Below are 14,978 nucleotides of genomic sequence, written 5' to 3' on the forward strand. Positions count from 1 at the left end.
AAGGCAGGCTAGAAAGGCAGGTTGGGGCCGCCGCCCATCTTGGCCATGCGCTGCATGCGGGCCATGAACTTGGGGTCGTTCATCTGGCCCATCATCTTCTTCGTCTCCACGTACTGCTTGATGAGCTGGTTGATCTCGCTCACGGGGCGCCCGCAGCCGGCCGCGATGCGGCGCTTGCGCTTGCCGTCCAGCAGGTTGTGGTTGGCGCGCTCGGCGGGCGTCATGGAGTTGATGATGGCCTCGAGATGCTTGATGCGCTTGTCCGTGGCCACCTGGGCCAGCTGGTCCTTCATCTGCCCCAGGCCTGGCAGCATGCCCAGGATCTTGTTCATGGAGCCCAGCTTCTGCACCTGCTGGAACTGCTTGCGCATGTCCTCCAGGGTGAACTGGTTCTTGGCCAGGCGCTTGGCCATGACCTCAGCTTCCTTCTCGTCGATCTTGTCCTTGGCGTGCTCGATGAGGCTCAGCACATCGCCCATGCCGAGGATGCGCTGGGCCATGCGGTCCGGGTGGAAGCGCTGGAAGTCCTCCAGCTTCTCGCCCTCGCCCACGAACTTCAGGGGCTGACCCGTGGCCTGCTTGATGCTGAAGGCCGCGCCGCCGCGGGTGTCGCCGTCGGTCTTGGTGAGCACCACGCCCGTGATGCCCAGCTTCTCGTGGAAGGCCGTGGCGCTGCGGACCGCGTCCTGGCCCGTCATGGCGTCGGCCACGAAGAAGATCTCGTCCGGAGAGACCGAGCCCTTGATGCGGACCAGCTCCTCCATCAGCGCTTCATCGAGGTGGAGGCGGCCCGCGGTGTCGAGGATGACCGTGTCCCAGCCCTTGAGCTTCGCTTCGGCTACGGCGGCTGCGCAGATGGCCACGGGATCCTTCTCCTCCGTGCGGAAGGAGGGCACGCCGGCGTCCTTGGCCACCACGTGCAGCTGCTCGATGGCGGCGGGGCGGTAGACGTCCGCGGGCACCAGCAGGGGCGAGCGGCCCAGCTTCTTCAGGAACACCGCCAGCTTGCCGCAGGTGGTGGTCTTGCCGGCGCCCTGCAGGCCCACCATCATCACCACCGTCGGCGGCTTCGATGCGAAGGCGATGGGATGCTCGGGGGCCTGGCCACCCATGATCTCCACCAGCTCGCGGTGGACGATGTCGATGAAGGCCTGGGCGGGGTTGAGGCCCTGCATGACCTCGGCGCCGAGGGCCTTCTCCTTCACCCGCTGGAGGAAGGTGCGGGCCACGCTCACGTGGACGTCGGCTTCCAGCAGCGCCATGCGCACTTCGCGCAGCACGGCTTCGAGGTTGGCTTCCGTCAGCTTCGACTGGCCCCGGAGGGCCTTCATGGCCTGGCTGAGTTTCTGGGTGAGGCTGTCGAACATGGGACTCCGGAGCGGCACGAAAGTTCCATTCTACCGGTGGCCACCGTCATGTCCCTGTCATGAAAGGGATCCTGGGGCATAATCCGGTCCGGGGAGCCGGATATGTCCAATCATCTCGCTGGAAGCCTCAGTCCCTACCTGCTCCAGCACGCCCACAACCCCGTGGACTGGTTCCCGTGGGGCGGGGAGGCGCTGGCCAAGGCACGGGCCGAGCAGAAGCCCATCTTCCTCAGCATCGGCTACAGCGCCTGCCACTGGTGCCACGTCATGGAGCGGGAAAGCTTCGAGAATCCGGCCGTGGCCGAGGTGCTGAACGCCCACTTCGTGAGCATCAAGGTGGATCGGGAGGAGCGGCCCGACCTGGACGACCTCTACATGGACGCCGTGCAGGCGATGACCGGCCGGGGCGGCTGGCCCATGAGCGTGTGGCTCACGCCGGACCTGGAGCCCTTCTACGGGGGCACCTACTTCCCGCCGGAACCCCGGGGTGGCATGCCGGGATTCATCCCCCTGCTTCGGCGCATCGCTGAGGTGTGGCGGGAGGACCGGGCGGGCGTGGTGGGGCAGGCGGCGAATCTTGCAACGGAGCTTCGGCGGCAGGCGACGGTGGAAGCGGGTGCGGAGCTTCCGGGTGAGGCGGTGCTCGACGAGGCCCTGGCCCAGCTGCGGGCCGCGTTCGATCCCCGCTGGGGCGGCTTCGGCCCGGCGCCCAAGTTCCCCCAGTCCATGGCCGTGGAACTGATCCTGGCCCGGGGCACGGCGGAGGACCGGGCCATGGCCCTGCGCACCCTGGACGCCATGTGGGAGGGCGGCATGTACGACCACCTGGGCGGCGGCTTTGCCCGCTACAGCGTGGACGGCCAGTGGCTGGTGCCCCACTTCGAGAAGATGCTGTACGACAACGCCCAGCTCGCTTGCACCTATCTGGCGGCTTTCCAGGCCACGGGAGAGGCCCGCTACAGCCAGGTGGCGCGGGAGACGCTGGATTACCTGCTGCGGGACCTGCGGGATCCCGCCGGCGGCTTCCACTCCAGCGAGGATGCGGATAGCGAGGGCGAGGAGGGGAAGTTCTACGTCTTCACGCCCGCTGAGGTCCGCGATGCCCTGGGCGAGATGGATGGCCCGCGCTTCTGTGCGGCCTTCGGCATCACCGATGGCGGGAATTTCGAGCACGGGAAGAGCGTGGTTCACCGCTTTTCATGTCCTCGGGAAGCTTCGCTTCCCGAGAAAGAAGATCAGCTGCTGCGAGAGCGCCTGCGGCAATGGCGGGACCGCCGCGTGCGCCCGGGCAAGGACGACAAGGTGCTGGCGTCCTGGAACGGGCTGGCGCTCTCCGCCTTGGCCCGGGGCTTCCAGGTGCTGGGTGAGGCTCGTTACCTCGAAGCGGCCACGGCTTGCGCGGCCTTCCTGTACCGGGAACTCTGGCGGGATGGACACCTGCTGCGTGTCTGGCGGCAAGAGCAGGCCCACACGCCGGGCTTCCTGGAGGACAGCGCCGCCGTGGTGGAGGGGCTGGTGGACCTCTACGAAGCGGGTTTCGATCCCGCCTGGCTGCGCTGGGCGGAATCGCTGGCCGAGGGGCTGCTGGCGCGGTTCCTGGATCAGGTCGACGGCGGCTTCTTCAGCACCGAGGCGGATCAGGCGGACCTCCTCTTCCGTCTGAAGCCGGGGTTCGACAACGCCATCCCCGGCGGCAACACGCTGGCGGCGCGGGCCCTGCTGCGGTTGTCCCGCCACCTCCAGCGAGAGGACTTCCGGCTGGCCGCCGAGGGCGCGCTCCGCTGCTTCGCCGCCTGGATGCGACGGGCGCCCCGGGCCTTCCTGGGGATGCTCGGCGTGTTCGACCTGGCCCTGCGCGAACCGGTGGAGGTGGCCATCTCCGGCAATCCGCGCAGCTCCGCGGTGCGGGCCATGCTGGCGGAGGTCCACCGCCGCCACCTGCCCGGGCGGGTCCTGTCTGTGTCGGAGGATCAGCTCCTCCCCCTGCATGAGGAACGCGCCACCTCCAAGGAGGGTCCCTTCGCCTTCGTCTGTCGGGGCCGCACCTGCGCCCGGCCCGTGACATCGCCGGTGGAATTGGCTTCGCTCCTCCACTGACCGGCCTTCCGGATGTGACCCGTTGCCCTGGGGTAGATTGGCTACACTGGGGTGGTCATTCGCGTGAGCATCCACGGAATGCCGGCGCGTTCGCGCGATCATGTGAAACAGGGGCTGCCATGAAGACCTTCACGCTGAAGATCGACCCGCTGACGGGCGAGGAATATTACGAGGTCTACGTCCGGGGCCGGCAGCTGTTGAACAATCCGCATCTGAACAAGGCCTCGGCGTTCAGCAAGGAGGAGCGTCTGGGGTTGGGCCTGGACGGCATGCTGCGGCCCGGCATCTCCACCCTGGAATCCCAGCTGGACCGCACCTACGAGGCGTTCCAGCGCAAGTCCGACGACCTGGAGAAGTACATCTACCTGTCGGGTCTCCTGGACCGGAACGAGGTCCTGTTCTACCGCCTCCTGGTGGATCACCTGGACGAGATGGTGCCCATCGTCTACACGCCCACCGTCGGCCAGGCCTGCCTCCAGTTGAGCCACATCCAGCGGCGCTACCGGGGCATCTACATCACGCCTGAGAACATCGGGAACATCGACCAGATCTTTCACGGACTCTCACAGCCGCAGGTGAACCTCATCGTCGTGACGGATGGCGAGCGCATCCTGGGCCTGGGCGACCTGGGCTCCGACGGCATGGGCATCCCCGTGGGCAAGGTGAGCCTCTACGTGGCTGCCGGCGGCGTCCACCCCGGTGTCTGCCTGCCCGTCACGCTGGACGTGGGCACCAACAACCCCCGGCTGCTGGAGGATCCGCTCTACCTGGGCATCCGCAAGCCCCGGCTCCGCGGCGCGGAGTATGAAGAACTGGTCGAGAAGTTCGTTCTCGGCGTGAAGCGCAACTTCCCCGGCGCCCTGCTCCAGTGGGAGGACTTCGCCAAGCACACGGCCTTCAAGAACCTCGATCGCTACCGCGAGCGCATCCTCTCCTTCAACGACGACATCCAGGGCACGGGGTCTACGGCCCTGGCGGCGCTGATGACCGCCATGCGCATCAAGAAGAGCCGCTTCCAGGATGAGCGCTACGTCATCGTGGGCATGGGCCAGGCCGGCACCGGCATCGCCATGAACATCCGCGCCGCGCTGAAGGCGGAAGGCCTCTCCGACGCGGAGGCCCGCAAGCGCATCTTCGCCGTGGACATGCAGGGCCTGCTCATCGAGGGCGATCCCCTGCTGGAGGGCCCCCAGATGCCCCTGGCGCAGTGCCGCTCCTCGGTGGAAGGGTGGAAGCTGGACGACCCCTCCCGCATCGGCCTGCAGGATGTGGTGCGCAACGCGCATCCCACGGTGCTCATCGGCGTCACCGCCCAGCCGAACCTCTTCGACGAGGCCATCCTGGCGGAGACCGCCAGGCATTCCGAACGGCCCATCGTGCTGGCGCTCTCGAACCCCACCCACAAGTGCGAGTGCTCGCCCGAGGCGGTCTGGAAGGCCACGGACGGCAAGGGCCTGGTGGCCACCGGCAGCCCCTTCGCGCCAGTGGAATGGAAGGGCCGCACGCTCCAGGCCTCCCAGTGCAACAACATGTACATCTTCCCGGGCGTGGGCCTGGGCGCCCTGGTCTGCAAGGCCACCCGGATCACGGACAGCATGTTCCTGGCGGCCAGCAAGGCCATCAGCACCTTCGTGACGCCGGCGCAGGAAGCCACCGGCCTGCTGCTGCCGGAGATGAAGGACATCCGCCAGGTCTCCGCCGCCGTGGCCAAGGCCGTGGGCATCGAGGCCAGGAATGCCGGCCTCGGCCGCCTGCTCGACGACGACCAGCTGGGGTCCATCGTGACCAAGGCCCAGTGGGAGCCGCACTACACCACCTACCGGGCCGGCGCGCCGGGCCTGATCGACTGATGGCTGCCAGGACAGTTTTTCCTCTTGAGAGGGGTGGAGGCCGGCCTAGCCTGTGAGTCGGGAAGAGTTTCTCTTTCCTCCCACGGGGCGACCGTTCACGCCAGCCCCTTCCGGCCCGTGATCCTAGTGGCCGAGACAATTGGGCACCCTTCGGGGTGCCCTTTCTATGGTCCGGGGGTTGCGCGCTGCGCGCATACCCCCGGGCCCCCGCGGCAAATCCCGGCGTAGCCGGGCTTTGCCTTGCCCCGTTGTCCGGGGGTTCCCTCCGCAACGCACGCGTTGCAGGGATCTATGGGCTCGCTGCGCGAACACCCCCGGGCCCCCGCGCACAAGCCCTGCAGAGCCGGGCTTGTGCTTTCCCTCGCTTGTCGGCGTTCCCTTTTCACGGGAGCCCTTGACAATCGGCCTGATCTACACAAAATGGTCTACACCATCTTGTGTAGGATTCCCATGAAGCGACCGAACAAGCCGACTGACGTGGAGCTCAAGTTCCTGCGGGTCCTCTGGGACCTGGGGCCGTCCACCGTGAAGGAGGTGCATGCCCGCCTGAACCTCACGGAGGAGTACGCCTACACCGGCGTCCTGCGGATGCTGCAGGTGATGCTGGACAAGGGCCTGGTGACCCGGGACGAGCGGCAGCGCAGCCATGTCTACACCCCGGCTCACAGCCGGGCGGCCATGGAGGGGGGCTTGGTGGCCGATCTGAGCGAGCGTCTCTTCGGGGGATCCGCCGCTGCCCTGGTGCTCGCGGCCCTCCGCTCCGGTCCCGTCAGTCCCGAAGAAAAGGCCCGCATCCGCGAGCTGCTGGGCAAGGAGGAGTGATGGCCGCCATCGTCCAGATCCTGGGCTGGGCCCTCGTCCACGCCCTCTGGCAGGACAGCCTGCTGGTGGCCCTGGCGGCCCTGGGCGGCCTCCTTCTCAGGGGCCGCGTCCGACACGCCATGAATGGCCTGATCCTGGCCCTCTGCCTGGGGCTGCCTGCGGTCACGGCCTGGCATTTCCACCGTTCGGAACCGCTGGGGGCCGGCCGGATCCAGGTGGCCGAGGTCGCGCAGAACCGCCCGGCCGCGTTCCTGCCCCGGGCGGACATGGCGTCCAGACCCCTGCTGACGAGGCTGGAGGCCGCGCTCCAGCCCCGGCTGCCCTTCCTGGTGGGCCTCTGGGCGGTGGGAGCGGGTCTCATGGCCCTGCGCCTGGGCGGCGGGTATGCCCTCAGCCTGAGCTGGAAACGGAGGGGCGTCCCGGTCTCCCGGGAATGGCAAGGCATGATCGATGATCTGGCCCTGCGCCTGGGAATCCTGCGCAAGGTTCGCCTTCTCCTGGTGGGGCAGGGGTCATCGCCCGTGGCTCTCGGGCTGTGGAAACCGGTGGTGCTCCTGCCGGCGACCCTGCTCACGGGCCTCCCGCCGGGCTACCTAGAGGCGCTCCTGGCCCATGAATTGGCCCACGTGCGCCGCCTGGACTACCTGGCCAACCTCCTTCAGGGCATCGCAGAGACCCTCCTCTTCTTCCACCCCGCCGTCTGGTGGCTCTCGGCCAGGATCCGGGCCGAACGCGAGGAGCTCTCCGATGATCTGGCGGCCGAGATGCTCGGCGATCCACGACGCCTGGCCTTGGCCCTCAACGCGCTGGACGACCTCCAGCGACCCCTTCCCCACCTGTTGTTCCCGGCCCTCGCGGCCCGAGGAGGGCATCTGCTCACCCGCATCGAACGTCTGCTTACCCCGAAACCTGTCAGGGGCCCCCTCGGAGGCGCCCTGACCCTCCTGCTGATTCCCGGCCTGGCGCTCGCCCTGCGGGCCGCGGCTCCGGTATTCCCGCCCATCGGGGCACCGGTCACGGTGATCGCCCAGCTGGATGCCCTGGCTGCCCGGGAGGGCCTGGATCCCCAGCTGCTCCGGAGCATGGCCTGGGTGGAGAGTGGCTTCAACACGGCCGCGAAGAGCCCCCGTGGCGCCACGGGGCTGCTCCAGGTCATGCCCGAAACCGCCCGGAAATATGGCGCGACGGATCTGGAGGATCCCGCCCAGGTGATGGCCGCGGGCACGAAGTACCTGCGCTTCCTGCTGGACCGCTACCAGGGGGACGTCCAGAAGGCGGTGGCGGCCTACAACTGCGGCGAGAAGGCCCTGGACGAGGGGCGCATCACCGAGGAGGCCACCCGCTACCGGACCCTGGTGATGGACGTGCTGGCCGCGAAGGCCGTGCAGCCGGAGGCCCCGCTGGCCGAGGGCGAAGTCCAGGGGGTGATCCGGCGCGGAAGCGGAGGCCGGATCTCGCTCCAGCTTCGCGCCAGTGGCCGGGGAAACCTGAAACTAGAGATCCTGCCGGCCGAGGGCACCGGGGTGCTGGGAACCGTCCGGATCGGAGAGAAGCGCCAGGACGGGACCTTTGCCGTGGGTCCTTGGGAGGAGTTCAGGCCCAGGATTCTGCTGGATGCCTCCAAGGCCGGGGCCGGTCTGGTGATTCGTGGCGAGGATCCTGGCATCGGCTGGCGGGGCGAGGCCCGCGTGCCGCTGGACGCCCCCTGGAAGACCTTCACCTTCCAGATGAAGAAGCCATAAGGCATTCCCGTACGCAGAACGGCCCGGCATCGCCGGGCCGTTCTGCGCAGGATCGAGCCTCAGGCTGCGAAAGTCCGATGGCTGCGGTGCATGACCTCGGCCTCGAGCTCGGCTTCGAGGGCCTGCACCTGGCGAAGGACGGCGAGGCCGCGCGGGGAGGCGCTCATCTTGGACTCGAGCTGGTTGAAGACCTCGTGCAGCCGCTCGGCGGTGGTCCAGAAGGCGGGGTTGTGCTGTCGAACGCTGGCATCCATGTGCATGGCCACTCCACTGCTTGCTGGACATCATCATCGTCTTTGATGATTCCCAATGCTAGTGATAGACATCACAAGAAATGTCACGAGTTACGGACATTTTTGTCATGGTCGCCATGACAATTCCGGAAGCCCTTGAAAAACATGACATTCAGGTTGTCAACGGGGCGGATCAGACCCGCCGGGTGGCCAGCAGATGGCCGATGGCCACGGCGGCGGCGTCGGCCGCATCGGCCGCCAGGGGCTCCTTCAGGTTCAGCAGGGTCATGACCATCTTCCCCACCTGGCTCTTGTCCGCCCAGCCGTAGCCGCTGACGGCCTTCTTCACCTGCATGGGGTTGTAGTCGCCCACGGGCAGGCCGTGGAGGGCCGCCGTCAGCAGGATGCCGCCGCGGATCTGGCCCAGCTTCAGGGCGGTGGCGGCGTTCTTCTCCACGAAGGGAGACTCCACGGCCATGAAGCCCGGCCCGTGGGCGGCGATGGCCTCCGCCAGGCGCTCGTGGATGCGCAGGGCCCGCTGATCGAAATCGGCGCCCCGGGGGCTGCGGATGACGCCCGCCTCCACCAGGGTCAGGCGCGAACCGAAGCGCTCCACCACCGCCCAGCCGCAGGCCAGGGAGCCCGGATCCACGCCCAGGCAGCGCACGGGTGAGGGCGCGACGATCACCGGCCCTTCCGCTTGCCACCGCCCCGCACCGCTCCCTTGGGCGGCTTGGGTTTGGCCTCTCGGGCCTTCTTCGGCGGCCGGCCCTTCGGCGGCGCCTCATGGCGCACCTTGGGTTCCTTCGCCCGGCCCCCGCCCCCCCGCCTCGGTTTTTCGAAATCCCCTTCCCGCAGCGTCGCAGGCGCTGCGAGCGTCGGCACGAAGGTGAAGGCCTTCCCGTGGCCGTCCTGGGCCCTGGCCTCGGTCATCCAGGCGCTGATGCGGCGCAGGTCCTCGTCCACGGCGGTGACCTCCACCTCCACGGCGTCGCCGATGGTGAGCACCACCGATCCGCGGAGGCCCGTGGCCTTGGTGCGGTGCTCGTCGATCCAGAAGCTGCCGCCCAGGGCCGCCAGCGGCACCCCCACCTCCACGAAGGGGGCGTCGAGGGTGATGAACACCACCTTGGCGGAGAAACCCTGGATGCGGCCCCGGAACCGCTGCCCGATGCGGGACTTCATCAGCAGGCAGGCCTTCCACTTGTCGTTCTCGCGCTCCGCCTCGGTGGCCTTCTGCTCGGCGTCGCTGGCGCCCTTGGCCAGCACGGCCAGGTGGCTCTGGAGGGCCTCGGGCAGGCGCTCGCCCCGCAGGACCTTCCGCAGCAGGCGGTGGACGACGAGGTCGGGGTAGCGGCGGATGGGGCTGGTGAAGTGCAGGTAGTCCTGCAGGGCCAGGCCCGAGTGGCCGATGTTCTCGGCGCTGTACTCGGCCCGCTTGAGGCTGCGCAGCAGCAGGGTGTTGATCATCACCTCCAGGGGGCCGCCCCGGATCTTGTCCAGCATGGCGTTGAGGTGCTCTGGCGTGGGCGTCTCCTTGGGCTTCAGCAGCCCGAAGGTGCGCGCCACCTCCGCGAAGATCTCCAGCTTCAGCGGGTCGGGCTCGTCGTGGATGCGGTAGATGGTGGGGACCTTCTTCCGCGTGAAGAACTGGGCCACGGCCTCGTTGGCCAGCAGCATGAACTCCTCGATCATGCGGTGGGCGTCGTGGCGCGGATAGCGGCGGGCATCCACGGGGCGGCCCTCCGCGTCGAAGATGAACTCGGCCTCCTCGGTGTCCAGGTTCATGGCGCCCCGGCCCAGGCGGGCCACGGTGAGGCGCCGCGACAGCACCAGCGATTCGTCCAGCAGGGCGCAGAGGTCCTCGCCCAGCTCGGCCCGTTTCCGCGTCGAGAGGTCGATGCTGGCCTCCTTCACCTCGTCGTAGGTGAGGCGCTTCGCGCTGCGGATGACGCTCTCGGAGAGCCGCGTCTCCACCACCTCCAACTCGGGCGAGATCGTCATCCAGGCCGTCATGGTCAGGCGGTCCACGCCTTCGCGCAGGCTGCACAGATCCCCGCTGAGGCGGTCCGGGATCATGGGGATGGCCTCGTCCGGGAAATACACCGAGGTGCCCCGAAGCCGGGCCTCCTCGTCCAGGGGGCCGTTCTCGGCGACGTAGTGGCTCACGTCCGCGATGTGCACGCCCAGCAGCCAGCCGCCGCCTTCGGACTTGGGCAGCGCCTCCAGACTGATGGCATCGTCGAAGTCCTTGGCCGTGGGCGGGTCCACGGTGCATGTGAGCGTTTCGCGCAGATCCTCGCGGCCCTGGATCCATTCGGCGGGGATGGCCGTGGGGAAGGGCGCCAGCTCCTTCATCACGCCGTCCGGGAAGGCCGTGCGCAGGTTGAAGAGGGCCGCGGTCAGCCTGTTCTCGATCTTCAGGTCAGTCTTCTTCCCCAGCCGGGCCACCACGATGCCGTGCAGCTGCTTGGCCTCGGGATCGGCATCCAGCTTCACGCTCACCAGCTCGCCATCCTCGGCCAGATCCGTGGGCGGCACGGAGATGATCTGGGAGAGCCGCGGTTCCAGGGGCACCACCCGCCAGCCCCAGGGCTGCTTCTGAAGCGTGCCGGGCAGGGGGATCTCGCCGCGGCCCCGCACCTCCAGCACCCGGGCCTTGAGGCGCCCGTCCCAGCCCTCGCCACAGACTTCGGCCAGGACCTTGTCGCCGTGGATGGCGCCGTGGGCATCCCGCCAGTCCACGAGGAGGTCCATGCCCGGGCCCTTGGGCATTCCAGCCAGGCGCAGGAATCCGCCGGCGCCCTCCGGATGGCCCAGGAAGGTGGCTTCGAAGGTCTCGTACGGACGAAGCCCCGCGGTTGCCCGCGGGGCTTTCGAGGCCTCCCGTCGATCAGGAGTTCGCGCCGGGGGGCGGACGGAAAAGCGGGAGGCGGCGCGGCGGGGCATATCCCCAGGGTACCGCGATTGGGCTCCCGGGTCGGGATCAGCCCTTCTTGCCCTTCTTGACGGGCTTGGCGGGCTTCACGGGCGTGGCCGGGGCCTTCCCGAACAGGACGTCGAGCTGGTGCTGGACCTTCTTGCTCTCGGGATCCACGACGGACAGGCGGTACAGGAAGCGCGCCTTGCCGGCCTTGTCGCCCTGGGCCTCGAGGTAGGCCGGGCTGGAAACCACGGCCTCGACCCACTTGAGCTTGTCGCCCTTGCCGGCCTTGTACTCCTCCACCTGGTTGGCCTCGCCCTTCAGCTTGTCCTCCATGACCTTCACCAGGGGGTCATAGGCCTCGGTCTCGCGCTTGGTGACGTCGAGGTAGGTCTGGAAGAACTTCACCCACTTGGCGTCGTCCGCCTGTTCCTTCTCCACCCCCAGGGCGAGATCCAGCTCCTGACGCTCGCCGGGATCGAGGACGCTCTTCCCCTTCAGCTCCTTGATGCGGGCGTCGTTCTCCTCAAGCACCTGCTTGGCCCGGGCGCCGGCCTGGGTGTAGTAGGTGACGGTCTGGCCGAAGGGCTCCTTGATCGCATCGTAGCTTTCGGCGGCCAAGGCCTTGGCGGTCTTTGCGTATTCCAGGGCCTTCTCCCAGTAGCCGGCGGCGTCCGCGGTCTCCACGGCCATTCGGTAGGCCTGGCAGAGGTCCATGTAGGTCACGGCGCTCTGGACCATGGTCTGGTTGTCCTTCTTGTCGAAGGCGGGCTTGGTGGCGGGAAGCAGGCTCTCGGCCCGCTTCATGGCCTCGGGGTACTGGAGGTCCGCCACCAGCTTGTCCACGGCCGGGCGTTCAGCCTTCAGCCGGTCCCCGAGGGACGCGGCGGGCGCCTGGGCGATCAAGGCGGCGGGGAGGAGCAGGGCAGGAAGAAGGGCGAATGTACGCATCAGCATGACCCAAAGTTGAGGGGGCGTCCCCCGGGGGAAAACGTCCATTGTGGTTCCATGGTCCAGCTTTGACTAGCCTGCCTTTTATCTCGACTTATCCCAAGGCTTCGGCCATCTGGCGAGCGGTGAGCGTCGGAGACCGTAGGCGGGGTCACCTGATGGATTCAGGGCGGCTTCGAATCTCGGTCTTGATCCTCGCCATGTCCTCTCGCTCGATCCTCCGCGCGGGGACACCGCCCCGCGAACCCCGTCGGGTGGCGCAGCGGGCTGCGGGGCAGCCTGCGAAGCCGGGACCCGGCGAGCGGTGAGCATCGGAGACCGTAGGCGGGGTCACCTGATGGATTCCGAGCGGCTTCGAATCTCGGTCTTGATCCTCGCCATGTCCTCGCGCTCGATCCTCCGAGCGGGGACACCGCCCCGCGAACCCCGTCGGGTGGCGCAGCGGGCTGCGGGGCAGCCTGCGAAGCCGGGACCCGGCGAGCGGTGAGCATCGGAGACCGTAGGCAGGGTCACCTGATGGATTCAGGGCGGCTTCGAATCTCGGCCTTGATCCTCGTCATGTCCTCGCGCTCGATCCTCCGCGCGGGGACACCGCCCCGCGAACCCCGGCGGGTGGCGCAGCAGGCTGCGGGGCAGCCTGTGAAGCCGGGGCCCGGCGAGCGGTGAGCATCGGAGACCGTAGGCGGGGTCACCTGATGGATTCCGGGCGGCTTCGAATCTCGGTCTTGATCCTCGCCATGTCCTCGCGCTCGATCCTCCGCGCGGGGACACCGCCCCAGGTCTCCCCCGCCCCCACCCGGCTCCCCGGCAACACCACGCTCTCGGGCAGGATGGTGGCGTCGTCGCCGATGACCACGTCGCCCATGATGCAGCAGGCCAGGCCGAGGGTGGCGCGGTGCCCGACCGTCACGGGGGCGATGACCAGGTTCCCGGCGCCTCCGTAATGGGCGCAGAGGCGCACGCTGCCGCCCAGCGCCGCGTCATCGCCGATGGTGATGAGCTGGGGGTCGCTGATGTACTCCGTGTTGATGAAGGCATGGCGCCCGATCTTCATGCCCATGGCCTTGAGGAACCACACCCCGAAGGGCGTGAGGGTCACGAAGGGCAGGAAGGTGTAGCGCACCAGGTAGAAGAGCCCGTTGTGGAGGAACCAGGGCACGGCATGCAGGGTGTAGTAGCCGCCCTTGAACGGTTTCACCCGGGTGGGCAGCAGCCAGTTGTAGAGGGGGACCACCACCAGCAGGGTCAGGCCGAAGATGAAGAAGCAGATGGCCAGGGCGATTCCCTGGCCCACCCAGGGCAGGACGCCGGGGAGCCTCTGCAACCCCGGATGGACCTGGGCCCAGGCCCACAGGGCTGGTGCCAGGGCCAGGCCCAGCGCCGTGGAGACCAGGGCGTACATCAGCAGGACCGCCACCATGTAGGCGCTCCTGCTGAAGCGGCGGAGCAGGCGGTCCAACCCATTGAGGGCCGGGGGATTCTTGGACTGGTCCATGGCGAAGGGCTTCATGCCCCCAGCCTAGCGACATCGGCAGGTAGCATGGGGGCATGGATCTGGTCCTGCTCCGCCTCTCCGCCCTCGGCGACATCCTCCGGGTGATGCCGGCCTGGGCCAACCTCCAGGAGGCCTTCCCGGAAGCGCGCTTCCGGGCCGTCGTGGAGGACCGCCACGCGTTCCTGCTGGAACCGCTCCCCTGGCTGGAACCGGTGATTGTGCGCCGGAAGCGCCTCTCGAATCCCTTGTCGGCTCTGCCGGAGCTGCGGCGGGTGGCGGGCCTGGTGCGGGATGCCGAAGCCAGCCTCGATTTCCACGGCATCCTCAAGGCGGCCCTCATCCCGAAGCTGGCGGCCATCCCCGAGCGCTGGGGCGATGGCGTCACCAAGGAGTTCGCCGGGTCGCTCCAGACCCATCCGCTCCCCTTCCGCCACCAGACCCGATACGACCAGGCCCTGGGGTTGGCCGAGGCCTTCGGGCGGGGCCGGGGCGTACCAGGCCTGGGCCGCTTCAGGCCTGTGCTCCAGGCGGTGGATCTGCCGGATCCTGGCGAGGTCTGGCCGGTCCGGACGAAACCCCGCGCCGTACTGGTGCCCGGCGCTTCCCGCCGCGGCGCCATCAAGCGCTGGCCCCTGCGCCACTGGATCACCCTCGCCGGGATACTGAAGGACCGGTGGGACCTGCGGTGGTCCCTGGGTCCCGAAGAGGAGGACCTCCGCGGCTGGCTGCCGGCGGAAACCGGGGTTCCGGCCCTGCCGCGCCTGGGCTTCTGGCAGCTGGCGGCGGTCCTGCGGCAGGCGGATCGGGTGGTGGCACCGGATACGGGCCTCCTTCACCTGGCGGTCGTCCTGGGCGTGCCGGCCCTGGGCCTCTACGGCTCCAGCGATCCCGTGGTGGCCGGCCTGCCCGTGGGCGCCGGCCGCGTGCTCCGCACGGGCATCAGCTGCTCCCCGTGCCGGGAACGCGCCTGCCAGCGGCGCCAGTGCCTGGAGGAGCTGGCCCCGGAGGCGGTGCGCGCCGCCCTCCTGGAATCGCCGGGAACCCTCACCGGATATTGAACTTGAACTTGCCCTCGTGGCATTCCAGGCACTTCACCTTGGGGGCCTGGTGCTGCCGGTGGCATTCGGTGCAGGGAATCTCGCCCAGGTGGGAATCGTGGGGGTTGGGCTTCACATCCTTGGTCAGGGCCTTCATGGCGGGGTAGTCGCCGTGGCAGGTCATGCAGGAATCAGAAGCCACGGCCTTCTTGGTGGGCTTTTCCTCGTGATGGCAGTCGAAGCAGTGGACGCCCGCCTTCGCATGGTGCTCCGGCAGCTTGTGGGTGGCTGAATCCTGGGCCCACATCGGCGCCGCCATGAGCAGGCCGCAGAGCAGGCTGGCTAGACAACGGGCAAGTGCCATGGCGATCCCTCGGGCCGGCGGGGCGGGGCCGCCAGATTCACGAGCAGTCTACCGGAGCCCGGATCCCGATCCAGGGGACAGGATCCAGGGCGGTTCC

12 protein-coding genes are annotated in these 14,978 nt (G+C 68.5%); 5 read left to right on the plus strand and 7 right to left on the minus strand.

Annotated elements, in window-relative coordinates:
• Nucleotides 1-8: 8 nt before the first annotated feature.
• On the minus strand, nucleotides 9-1,367 hold the full coding sequence (gene ffh / locus MLG87_RS15575) for a signal recognition particle protein (RefSeq protein WP_243295984.1): 1,359 nt from the start codon (nucleotides 1,365-1,367) through the stop codon (nucleotides 9-11).
• Nucleotides 1,368-1,469: 102 nt separating this feature from the next.
• Between ffh and MLG87_RS16240 the strand changes: the two genes are divergently transcribed.
• From MLG87_RS16240 to MLG87_RS15595, 4 genes are all read left to right on the plus strand, one after another.
• Nucleotides 1,470-3,464, plus strand: a complete 1,995-nt coding sequence (locus MLG87_RS16240; RefSeq protein WP_279341322.1) for a thioredoxin domain-containing protein — start codon at nucleotides 1,470-1,472, stop codon at nucleotides 3,462-3,464.
• A gap of 119 nt (nucleotides 3,465-3,583) precedes the next feature.
• Nucleotides 3,584-5,314, plus strand: a complete 1,731-nt coding sequence (locus MLG87_RS15585; protein WP_243295985.1) for an NAD-dependent malic enzyme — start codon at nucleotides 3,584-3,586, stop codon at nucleotides 5,312-5,314.
• Between the two features lie 450 nt (nucleotides 5,315-5,764).
• Nucleotides 5,765-6,136, plus strand: a complete 372-nt coding sequence (locus MLG87_RS15590) for a BlaI/MecI/CopY family transcriptional regulator (protein ID WP_243295986.1) — start codon at nucleotides 5,765-5,767, stop codon at nucleotides 6,134-6,136.
• Entirely contained in the window at nucleotides 6,136-7,878 is a 1,743-nt protein-coding gene (locus MLG87_RS15595) for a transglycosylase SLT domain-containing protein (RefSeq protein ID WP_243295987.1), read from the plus strand. Before MLG87_RS15590 ends, MLG87_RS15595 begins: the two co-directional genes overlap by 1 nt.
• Before the next feature lie 59 nt (nucleotides 7,879-7,937).
• Here MLG87_RS15595 and MLG87_RS15600 read toward each other — a convergent pair whose 3' ends face one another.
• From MLG87_RS15600 to MLG87_RS15620, 5 genes are all read right to left on the minus strand, one after another.
• Nucleotides 7,938-8,138 carry a hypothetical protein gene (locus MLG87_RS15600; protein ID WP_243288661.1) on the minus strand — a complete coding sequence of 67 codons (201 nt, stop codon included), beginning with the start codon at nucleotides 8,136-8,138 and terminating at the stop codon, nucleotides 7,938-7,940.
• Nucleotides 8,139-8,304: 166 nt separating this feature from the next.
• A complete protein-coding gene (gene ruvC / locus MLG87_RS15605; protein ID WP_243295988.1) occupies nucleotides 8,305-8,799 on the minus strand; it encodes a crossover junction endodeoxyribonuclease RuvC in 495 nt (164 codons plus the stop codon).
• On the minus strand, nucleotides 8,796-11,060 hold the full coding sequence (locus MLG87_RS15610) for a ribonuclease R family protein (protein ID WP_243295989.1): 2,265 nt from the start codon (nucleotides 11,058-11,060) through the stop codon (nucleotides 8,796-8,798). The genes ruvC and MLG87_RS15610 overlap by 4 nt, the downstream gene beginning before the upstream one ends.
• 37 nt (nucleotides 11,061-11,097) lie before the next feature.
• A complete protein-coding gene (locus MLG87_RS15615; RefSeq protein WP_243295990.1) occupies nucleotides 11,098-11,985 on the minus strand; it encodes a hypothetical protein in 888 nt (295 codons plus the stop codon).
• 688 nt (nucleotides 11,986-12,673) lie between these two features.
• A complete protein-coding gene (locus MLG87_RS15620) occupies nucleotides 12,674-13,495 on the minus strand; it encodes a hypothetical protein (protein ID WP_243295991.1) in 822 nt (273 codons plus the stop codon).
• 38 nt (nucleotides 13,496-13,533) lie between these two features.
• Here MLG87_RS15620 and MLG87_RS15625 point away from each other — a divergent pair, with 38 nt between their 5' ends.
• Complete coding sequence (locus MLG87_RS15625) at nucleotides 13,534-14,538, plus strand: glycosyltransferase family 9 protein (protein WP_243295992.1); 1,005 nt, start codon at nucleotides 13,534-13,536, stop codon at nucleotides 14,536-14,538.
• Here MLG87_RS15625 and MLG87_RS15630 read toward each other — a convergent pair.
• Nucleotides 14,525-14,881, minus strand: coding sequence for a cytochrome c3 family protein (locus MLG87_RS15630; protein WP_243295993.1), 357 nt, complete (start codon nucleotides 14,879-14,881; stop codon nucleotides 14,525-14,527). The two genes, MLG87_RS15625 and MLG87_RS15630, sit on opposite strands and share 14 nt — an antisense overlap.
• Nucleotides 14,882-14,978: the final 97 nt, after the last annotated feature.

This window comes from Geothrix mesophila (genome assembly GCF_022808835.1).
Lineage (GTDB): Bacteria > Acidobacteriota > Holophagae > Holophagales > Holophagaceae > Geothrix > Geothrix paludis.